The 9,199-nt window shown below is 61.6% G+C and carries 12 protein-coding genes; all 12 read right to left on the bottom strand.

From position 1 onward, the window contains the following. A partial coding sequence (locus tag ACRAUW_RS07585) for an ATP-binding cassette domain-containing protein (RefSeq protein WP_431361791.1) occupies positions 1–383 on the bottom strand: 383 nt, incomplete at its 3' end. Beyond that, on the bottom strand, positions 380–1,060 hold the full coding sequence (modB, locus tag ACRAUW_RS07580) for a molybdate ABC transporter permease subunit (RefSeq protein ID WP_005361814.1): 681 nt from the start codon (positions 1,058–1,060) through the stop codon (positions 380–382). The genes ACRAUW_RS07585 and modB, both read right to left, overlap by 4 nt. A 111-nt stretch (positions 1,061–1,171) precedes the next feature. Further along, positions 1,172–1,900: a molybdate ABC transporter substrate-binding protein gene (modA, locus tag ACRAUW_RS07575; RefSeq protein ID WP_431361790.1), complete on the bottom strand. Its 729-nt coding sequence runs from the start codon at positions 1,898–1,900 to the stop codon at positions 1,172–1,174. A gap of 87 nt (positions 1,901–1,987) precedes the next feature. Continuing rightward, positions 1,988–2,461: a molybdopterin synthase catalytic subunit MoaE gene (gene moaE, locus ACRAUW_RS07570; protein ID WP_431361789.1), complete on the bottom strand. Its 474-nt coding sequence runs from the start codon at positions 2,459–2,461 to the stop codon at positions 1,988–1,990. A 2-nt stretch (positions 2,462–2,463) separates the two neighbouring features. After that, positions 2,464–2,709 (bottom strand): molybdopterin synthase sulfur carrier subunit, encoded by a 246-nt coding sequence (moaD, locus tag ACRAUW_RS07565; RefSeq protein WP_005353453.1) that lies wholly within the window; start codon positions 2,707–2,709, stop codon positions 2,464–2,466. Then, on the bottom strand, positions 2,706–3,230 hold the full coding sequence (moaC, locus tag ACRAUW_RS07560) for a cyclic pyranopterin monophosphate synthase MoaC (protein WP_431361788.1): 525 nt from the start codon (positions 3,228–3,230) through the stop codon (positions 2,706–2,708). The genes moaD and moaC overlap by 4 nt, the downstream gene beginning before the upstream one ends. Positions 3,231–3,239: 9 nt before the next feature. Further along, positions 3,240–3,746, bottom strand: coding sequence for a molybdenum cofactor biosynthesis protein B (gene moaB / locus ACRAUW_RS07555; RefSeq protein WP_431361787.1), 507 nt, complete (start codon positions 3,744–3,746; stop codon positions 3,240–3,242). Between the two features lie 242 nt (positions 3,747–3,988). Beyond that, positions 3,989–4,579 (bottom strand): cytochrome c3 family protein, encoded by a 591-nt coding sequence (locus ACRAUW_RS07550; protein WP_421258130.1) that lies wholly within the window; start codon positions 4,577–4,579, stop codon positions 3,989–3,991. 11 nt (positions 4,580–4,590) lie between these two features. Beyond that, the gene (locus ACRAUW_RS07545; protein ID WP_431361786.1) at positions 4,591–5,046 is read right to left on the bottom strand and encodes a nitrate reductase cytochrome c-type subunit; all 456 of its coding nucleotides are present in this window, start codon (positions 5,044–5,046) and stop codon (positions 4,591–4,593) included. Next, on the bottom strand, positions 5,046–5,921 hold the full coding sequence (gene napH, locus ACRAUW_RS07540; RefSeq protein WP_431361785.1) for a quinol dehydrogenase ferredoxin subunit NapH: 876 nt from the start codon (positions 5,919–5,921) through the stop codon (positions 5,046–5,048). The genes ACRAUW_RS07545 and napH overlap by 1 nt, the downstream gene beginning before the upstream one ends. Beyond that, a complete protein-coding gene (gene napG, locus ACRAUW_RS07535) occupies positions 5,918–6,655 on the bottom strand; it encodes a ferredoxin-type protein NapG (RefSeq protein ID WP_431361784.1) in 738 nt (245 codons plus the stop codon). Before napG ends, napH begins: the two co-directional genes overlap by 4 nt. 16 nt (positions 6,656–6,671) lie before the next feature. Then, on the bottom strand, positions 6,672–9,161 hold the full coding sequence (gene napA / locus ACRAUW_RS07530) for a nitrate reductase catalytic subunit NapA (RefSeq protein WP_431361783.1): 2,490 nt from the start codon (positions 9,159–9,161) through the stop codon (positions 6,672–6,674). Between the last annotated feature and the right edge of the window lie 38 nt (positions 9,162–9,199).

Raw genomic sequence — 9,199 nt, 5'->3', positions numbered from 1 at the left:
CCGAGCCGCGCCGCCAGCGCTTCGGGCTGCCAGCGCCCTCGCCCCTTGCGGGCCGCCAGTTGCAGATTGCCGAGCACCGTCAGATGAGGGAAAAGCCGCGAGTCCTGAAACACCAGTCCGAACCGGCGCGCTTCGGGCAGCAGCTCGGCGCACTCCCGCCCTCGCCACCGCAAGCGATCCCCGCTTTGGCGATCGAGCCCGGCGATGATGCGCAGCAGGGTGCTCTTGCCGCAGCCGGAGGGGCCGAACAGGCCGAGGATCCCCCCCAGTTCGAGGGTCAGTGCGCAATCGAGGGTAAAGGGGCCAAACTCGCGCCGGGCATGGAGGTTCAAGGCATGGCGGGGCGGCACGTTCACAGGCGGCATAGTAGCGGGTAGGTTCATCCGAACACTCTCCGCTGTCTGCGCTGCAACACACCATAGACCAGCACCAGCATCACCAGCGAGAAGGCCATCAGGCCGCCCGCCAGAATATGGGCGTTCTGATAATCCATCGCCTCCACATGATCAAACAGGGCGATGGAGAGCACCTGGGTTTCGCCGGGGATATTGCCGCCAATCATCAGCACCACGCCAAACTCCCCCAAGGTGTGGGCAAAGCCGAGGGCTGCCGCCATTACGAAGCTGGGCAGGGTCATCGGCAAGATGATGTGGAAGAAGCGCTCCAGCGGGCCGAGCCCCAAGGTAGCGGCAGCTTCCAGCTCCTTGTTACCCATGTTGACGAAGGCGGAGGTGAGCGGCTGCACCACAAACGGCAGCGAATAGAGAATGGAGGCAAACAGCAGGCCGAGAAAGCTGAATGCAAGCGGGGCGCCAAAGGTGTCGCGCCACCAGGCGCCGAAACCATATTCGGGGGAAAAGGCGAGTAGCAGATAAAAACCCAGTACCGTGGGAGGCAGCACCAACGGCAGTGCCACCAGCGCCTCCACCAGCGGCCGCAGCCGGTTCTGACTGCGCGACAGCCACCAGGCCAGCGGCGGTGCCAGCAACAGTAAAATCGCTGTGGTGCAGGCCGCAAGCTTCAGGGTGAGCCAGACCGCCAGCAGATCCCCTTCACTCATTGCCGACCTCCCGGTTGATAAATGCCCCCAACGGCATGGTATCCATCCTTATTACAAAGAGTGGCCGACCCGAAGGCCGACCACTCAGGGTATCGCATCAGGCCCATCCCCTTATTGGGGCAACGCATAACCCGCTGCCTTGATCTGCGCCTGACCCGGCCCCTTGAGCCAGGCGACCAGCGCCTCGACCGCGGCGCCTTTCTTCAATACCAGCCCCTGCTGCTCGATGGGAGGATAGAAGCTCGCAGGCACCGCCCAGGCTTCGCCAGTCTTGCCCGCCTCAACCAGATTGGCCCAGGCGACAAAGCCCAGCTCGGCATTGCCGGTGTCGACAAATTGCCAGGTCTGGCCGATGTTGGCGCCGGTTAGCAGCCGATACTGCTTGGGATCGATTTTGAGATGGGTGAGGGTCGCCATGGCAGCAGCACCATAGGGAGCTGTGCGGGCATTGGCGATGGCGAGGTTGCCTTTCCAACTGCGCAGGGTCGCCTCGTCAGGGGCTGGCCCTCCTTTCTTCCAGAGCCCCAGCTGGCCGATGGCGTAGGTGAAGCGATCGCTCCCCTTGCCCTCTTTTTCCAGCTTCTCGGGGGTCGCTACATCGGCGGAGAGGAAGAGATCGAACGGTGCACCGTGACTTATCTGGGTGTAGAGCACTCCGGTGGCGGCAGACGAGATGGCCAGGGTGTGGCCGGTCTTGGCGGTGAACTCCTTGCCGATACGCTCTATGGTGCCCTTGAAGTTGGCAGCCACGGCCACCTTCACTTCATCGGCCTGCACGGGCCCGGTATGCAAGGTGGCGGCGCAAATGCCGGTGATGACAACAGATAACAGCGGTTTCATTCCCTTTCTCCTGATGGGGCCCGCACATCCGCGCCCCTTGGCGGGGCCTTGGTTCCCGTTGAACCTGCGCCCCTCATGATGAACAGGTCAGGCTTGCCAGCGGGCAGCGGCGGCGTTGTCGCTCTCCTTGGCCTCGACCCAGCGTTGCACACCCTCGGCGGTCAGCTCTTTTTTCCAGAACGGCGCCCGGGTTTTCAAGAAATCCATGATGAAGTGGCAGGCCTCGAAGGCCGCCTCGCGGTGGGCACTGCTCACCGCCACCAGCACGATTTGATCGCCAAGCCACAGCTCGCCGATACGATGAATGAGGGTACACTCCTGCAGCGGCCAGCGGCGGCGGGCCTCCTGCACGATATCGGCCAGCGCCTTCTCGGTCATACCGGGGTAGTGCTCGAGGGCCAACCCCTTCACCTCCTCCCCCTGATTGAAGTCGCGCACCTTGCCAACGAAGGTGACGATGGCGCCACTGTCGGGGCGGGTGGCGAGGCGGGCATATTCGTCCGCCAGCGAGAAATCTTCCCGCTGGACCAGAATGCGATCGGTCATGGTTGCCTCGCTCATCCTTAACCTCCGGTCACAGGTGGGAAGAAGGCCACCTCATCGCCATCGTTGATGGGGGTATCGAGGGGCACCAGGGTCTGGTTGACCGCGACCAAGAGCTTGCCTGCTTCCAGCGCCAGCGCCCACTTGTCACCGCGCTCACAGAGCGCCGCGCGCAGTTGTTCGGCGGTGGCGTAGTCGCACGGCAGGCTCAGCTCATCGCACGCCACCAGCTCTCTTACTTGCGCAAAAAACAGTACCTTGATCATGCTTGCTCCCCGCTCGTTGACCCCAGCTGAAAATGGCCGGACTTGCCGCCCCTCTTCTCGACCAGTCGCACCTGTTCGATCACCATGTCCTTTTGCACTGCCTTGCACATGTCGTAGATGGTCAGCGCCGCCACCGATGCCGCCGTCAGCGCTTCCATCTCCACCCCGGTCTTGCCCGAAAGCTTGCAGAGGGTGCGAATATGCACCCGGTTCTGATCGGGCAGCGGCACTATCTCCACCTCGACTTTGGTCAAGGCCAGCGGATGGCAGAGGGGGATGAGATCGGCGGTCTTCTTGGCGGCCATGATGCCGGCGATGCGGGCGGTGGCGAACACATCCCCCTTGTGGTGCTGGCCGCTCAAAATCAGCGCCAGCGTCTCGGGGGCCATGGCGACAAGCGCCTCGGCGCGGGCTTCGCGCTCGGTCACCTGCTTGTCGGTCACATCCACCATATGGGCTTCGCCGCTCTGGTTCAGATGCGTCAGGTTGGGCTGGGTCTGCTTGGGATCGGTCTGGTTCATCGTTTGCTCTCAGAGGTGGGAGACAAAGTTGCACGGCTTGGTGCGGGCATCGAGCTGATCGCGGATCAGTTGCTCCCAACCCAGCCGACAGGCGCCGGTGGAGCCGGGCAGACAGCAGATCAGGGTGCGATTGGCGAGTCCCGCCAGCGCACGGCTCTGCATGGCGGAGCCTTTAATCTCGGCAAAAGAGAGCTGACGGAACATCTCGCCAAAACCCTGTACGGTGCGCTCGAACAGCACACCGACCGCTTCCGGTACCCGGTTCTGTTCATTGAAGCCGGTACCGCCGTTAATCAGTACCACCTGCACCCCCTCATCGGCGATCCACTCGCTCACCCGAGCGCGGATGCGAAACAGGTTGTCCGGGCAGAGCGCCCGATCGGCCAGTTGATGGCCCGCGTCGGTGAGGGCCGAGACCAGATAGTCACCCGAACTGTCATCGGCGGCGGTGCGGCTATCGGAGACCGTCAGCACGGCGATCTGGAGGGGAATAAATGCGTTGTGTTTCTGTCCCATCGGGCAGCTCCTTGTGGCTATGGGCCGTCAACGAGGCAGGAAGAGAAGGGGTATGAGAGGCCAGCTGTCAGGGCGCAAAAAACTGACGCAGACAGGGGTGACCAACTTGCTCAAGCGTGTGACGGCGGGCTGATTCTATCAAAGGTTTCACGAGATATGGGATTTAAAAGACACACAAATCTGATGCTTGTCCCATATATGAACAAAACGCAGGCCGGGGAACCCGGCCTGTCGTCGCAGGATCAGAACCCTTTCACCCCGGTCATGTCGGGCAGCTGGTGAGCTATCCCCTTGTGACAGTCGATACAGGTACTTTCACCACTGGCCAGATTGGTAGAGTGCATCTTGGCGGCACGCTGCCCCTGCAGGGAGAAGTCCATATACTCGAAGTTGTGGCAGTTGCGGCACTCGCGCGAATCGGTCTCTTTCATTCGCTGCCACTCCCGCTCCGCCATCTCGCGTCGGTGCAACTCGAACTTCTCGCGGGTATCCACCTTGCCGGTGATCATGCCCCACAGCTCCTTGGAGGCCTGCACTTTGCGGATGATCTTGTAGGTCCACTCGTGGGGTACGTGGCAATCCGGGCAACTGGCCCGCACGCCGGAGCGGTTGGCGTAGTGGATGGTGTCGCGGTACTCCTCGAACACGTTGTCCTTCATCTCGTGACAGCTGGTGCAGAAGGCCTCGGTGTTGGATGCTTCCATGGCGGTGTTGAAGCCACCCCAGAAAATCACGCCACCAAAGAAGCCCATCAGCAAGATGACCCAGAGAGCCGCCTTCGACGGAGACTTGAAGGTAGTCCACAGACGCTGGATAAAGCCGGGTAATTTCATCTATGGATTCCTCAGTTCAACGCTTCAACCGGTTTAAAGGTATTTTCCACCAGCGGCTTGGCATCCGCTTGCGGCACATGGCACTGCAGGCAGAAGTAGCGACGCGGCGACACTTCACCCAGGGTCATGCCGTCGCGGGTCTCGAAGTGAGTCGGGCTGATCTTGGGGGCCTTCATGGCACTTGCATTCTTGAAGCTGTGGCAAGCCAGGCACTTGTTGACCTTGGTATCCACCTCGTAGTTGCGAATGTCGTGAGGGATCAGCGGCGGCTGATGCATGTACTGACGATCGTAGGGCGCGCCATCCTTGCGGAAGTTTTTCAGGGGTGAGGCGGTGGCATCGGTCACCAGATCGGTGGCGCCACGCTCGGACTTGAGGCCACCGGTACTGTTGGTGATCTCGGGGGTCGCTGCCATCAAGGATCCCGCCATCAGGCAGGCCAGCATTGCTCCAATCAGCTTTTTCATTATTTGTTCTCCAACGTTTTTTCTGCCTTGACGGCAAAACCTACAGTGATTTCAAAAACTTGTTCCGCGCAGACATCGATGCAGCGGCCACAGTTGGTACACTCCTGAGCCGCAATCAAGGGCCCGTGACCGCGCTTGGCACCGTGAACAGGCCCGCGCAGGATGGGACGCTCCGGGCAGACCGCATAACAATCCATGCAGTTGTTGCACCGCTCGCGCCCCTTGGCAGAAATCTTGATAAATCCGACACGATTGACCAGGGCATAGAAGGCCCCCACCGGACAGAGATGACCGCACCAGCCCCGCTCAACCACGAAGAGATCGAACAGGAATAGCGCCGCCAGCAGGGCCCAGCCCGCCCCCATGCCAAACAGCAGGCCGCGCATGGCGAGCGACACCGGATTGACCAGCTCCCACGCCATCACCCCGACCACCGCTGGCACCACCAGCACCATGGCCAGCAGCCAGTAGCGGGTCGCACGGCTGAACTGGCCGTTGCCCTTGAGGCCAAGTCGCCCCCTGAGCCAGGCCGCCGCATCCGTGATGAGGTTGACCGGACAGACCCAGGAGCAGAACACCCGCCCACCGACCAACCAGTAACCGGCCAGCACAATGGCAGCACCCAGCCAGAGGGTGGTGATGGGCCAGTGGCCCGCCGCCAGCGACTGCAGCAGGGTCAGCGGATCAGTCAGCGGCACCGTATCCAGCAACAGCGAACTGGAGAGGTTGCCCTTGAGGATCCAGATCCCCGCCAGCGGCCCCAGCAGAAACAGCGCGAGTACGCTGAACTGACTCAGCCGACGCAGCAGCAGGAAGCGGTGGGAACGCCACCACCCCAGCTTGATGCGAGCTTCTTCCCCCGGATAACGACTCATAACCCCTCCGGTTTGCGGGTGGGCAAGGTGAGCCTGTCACCGATGAGCGACTTGTTACCCGCCTTGGCCTTCTCTTCCCAGCCGAGCCGGTAGTGATGGCCGAGCTCCCCTTTGGCGAGCTGACGGGGCACCACCTTGATGGCAGACTCCTCCAGCACGCAGGCATGCTCGCACTTGCCACAGCCGGTACAGATATCGCTGTGTACCGTGGGCAGGAACATGGCGTGCTTGCCGGTGCGCTGGTTATGTTGCAGCTCAAGAGTGATCGCTTTGTCAATCAGCGGACAGACCCGATAACAGACATCGCAGCGCAGCCCCAGATAGTTGAGGCAGGTCTCGTGATCGATGAGCACTGCCACCCCCATCCGGGCCTGATCGATGTCGGTCATCTGCTGATCCAGCGCCCCGCTCGGGCAGGCCGCCACGCAGGGGATGTCATCACACATCTCGCACGGCACGGCACGTGCCTTGAAATAGGGAGTGCCGGTGGTCACAGGGTCAAACAGCCGGGCGAGCTTGAGGGTGTCGTAGGGGCAGGCCTCGACGCAGAGCCCGCAGCGCACGCAGGCGCCGAGAAACTCTGCTTCATCGAGGGCGGCAGGGGGGCGCAGCGCCTGGGCAGGCACAGCTTGTGCCTGCTGGCGGGCCACGCCACCGAGCCCCACGCCAAGCAGGCCCACACCGCAAGCCCCCTTGGCCATGTCGGCCAGAAACTGGCGACGACTACGACTCATCTCGCGCTCCCCCGCCTTAAGCCTTCATCACCTTGACGGCGCACTTCTTGTAATCGGTCTCTTTGGAGAGCGGATCGGTGGCGTCTAGGGTCAGCTTGTTGACCAGCTGGCTCGCATCAAAGAAGGGCATGAAGACCAGTCCTTTCGGCGGACGGTTGCGACCACGGGTCTCGACACGGGTCTTCACCTCGCCACGGCGGGAGGAGACGATCACCTCTTCGCCACGACGCACGCCACGGGCTTTGGCATCGTCCGGGTGCATGAACAGCACCGCATCCGGGAAGGCGCGATAGAGCTCGGGCACCCGGCGAGTCATGGTGCCGGTGTGCCAGTGCTCCAGCACGCGACCGGTGGAGAGCCACAGATCGTACTCCTGATCCGGCGACTCGGCGGCGGGCTCGAACGGCAGGGCGAAGATGACCGCCTTGCCATCGGGCTTGCCATAGAAGCGCACCCCCTCGCCCGCTTTCACATAGGGGTCGAACCCTTCGCGATAGCGCCACAGGGTCTCTTTACCATCCACTACCGGCCAGCGCAGACCACGGGACTCATGGTATTGATCGAAGGGAGCCAAATCGTGCGCATGACCACGCCCAAAGGTGGCGTACTCCTCGAACAAGCCCTTCTGGACGTAGAACCCGAAGTGCTCGGCTTCGTCGTTCAGCATCCCCTTGCTTTGCTCTTTCGGGAACTGATTGACCTGACCGTTGGCATAGAGCACGTCGAACAAGGTTTTGCCCTTCACTTCCGGCACCTTGGCAATCAGTTCAGCCGGCCACACTTCCTCAACCTTGAAGCGCTTGGAAAACTCCATCAGCTGCCACAAGTCGGACTTGGCCCCTTCAGGTGCCTTCACCTGCTGGTGCCAGAACTGGGTGCGGCGCTCGGCGTTGCCGTAGGCCCCCTCTTTTTCCACCCACATTGCGGTGGGCAGGATAAGGTCAGCGGCCTGGGCCGTGACGGTCGGGTACGGATCGGAGACCACGATGAAGTTGCGCGGATCGCGATAGCCAGGCAGGCGATCGGTATTCATGTTGGGGCCAGCCTGCATGTTGTTGTTGCACATCACCCAGTAGGCGTTGAGCTTGCCATCTTTGAGCATGCGATCCTGCAGCACGGCGTGGAAACCCACCTTGTCGGGAATGGTCCCCTCCGGCAGTTTCCAGATCTGCTCGGCGATGGCGCGGTGCTTGGGCTCGGTCACCACCATGTCGGCAGGCAGACGGTGGGCAAAGGTACCCACTTCACGCGCGGTGCCACAGGCAGAGGGCTGGCCGGTCAGTGAGAAAGGACCATTACCCGGCTCGGAGATCTTGCCGGTCAGCAGGTGGATGTTGTAGCAGAGGTTGTTGGCCCAGACGCCACGGGTATGCTGGTTGAAACCCATGGTCCAGTAGGAGACCACCTTCTTGCTCGGGTCGGCATAGAGCTTGGCCAGCTTTTCCAGCTTCTCTTTGGAGACGCCGGAGAGCTTGGAGACCGACTCCACATCGTAATCCGCCACGAACTTGGCAAATTCCTCGAAGGTCATCGGAGTGGCATCGCCGCTGTCCGGGTTCTTCGCTTTCTGCTGCAGCGGATCGGTCGGGCGCAGGCCGTAACCGATATCGGTGGCCCCCTTCTTGAACACTGTGTGCTTGTTGACGAAGTCCCAGTTCACCTTGTCATTCTGGATGATGTAGTTGGCGACATAGTTGAGGATCGCCAGATCGGTCTGCGGGGTAAACACCATGCCGTTGTCCGCCAGCTCGAAGCTGCGGTGCTCGAAGGTCGAGAGCACGTGCACCTGCACATCCGGGTTGGAGAGACGGCGATCGGACATCCGCGACCAGAGGATGGGGTGCATCTCGGCCATGTTGGAGCCCCACAGCACGAACGCATCGGCCTGCTCGATATCGTCGTAACAGCCCATCGGCTCATCCATACCGAAAGTACGCATGAAGCCAACGACCGCAGAGGCCATGCAGTGACGGGCATTGGGGTCAATGTTGTTGGAGCGGAAACCGGCCTTCATCAGCTTGGCGGCAGCGTAGCCTTCCCAGACGGTCCACTGGCCGGAGCCGAACATGCCGACAGCGGTCGGCCCCTTCTCTTTCAGAGTTGCCTTGAACTTCTCGGCCATGATGTCGAACGCCTGATCCCAGCTGATGGGGGCGAAGTCGCCATCCTTGTCGAACTGGCCGTTCTTCATCCGCAGCATCGGCTGGGTCAGGCGATCCTGGCCATACATGATCTTGGAGAGGAAGTAACCTTTGATGCAGTTGAGGCCACGGTTGACCGGCGCATCGGGGTCGCCCTGAGTCGCCACGACCCGACCATCCTGAGAACCCACCAGCACGGAGCAGCCGGTACCGCAGAAGCGGCAGGGAGCCTTATCCCAATGGATGGCGGTCTTGTCGGTACTGGTGATGAGATTGGCTGCCAGCGTGGGGGCACTGACACCGGCCACGGCAGCGGCAGCTGCCACCGCGTTGGCCTTCATAAAGTCGCGTCGACTCAGCTTCATGGCATATCCTCACATTGCTTATCGCGTAATAGTTGTCG

The sequence above is a fragment of the Aeromonas sp. genome, from assembly GCF_050633025.1.
GTDB lineage: Bacteria > Pseudomonadota > Gammaproteobacteria > Enterobacterales > Aeromonadaceae > Aeromonas.
Note: the sequence above shows the minus strand (reverse complement) of the source record. Positions and strands in the feature narration are given on the sequence as shown.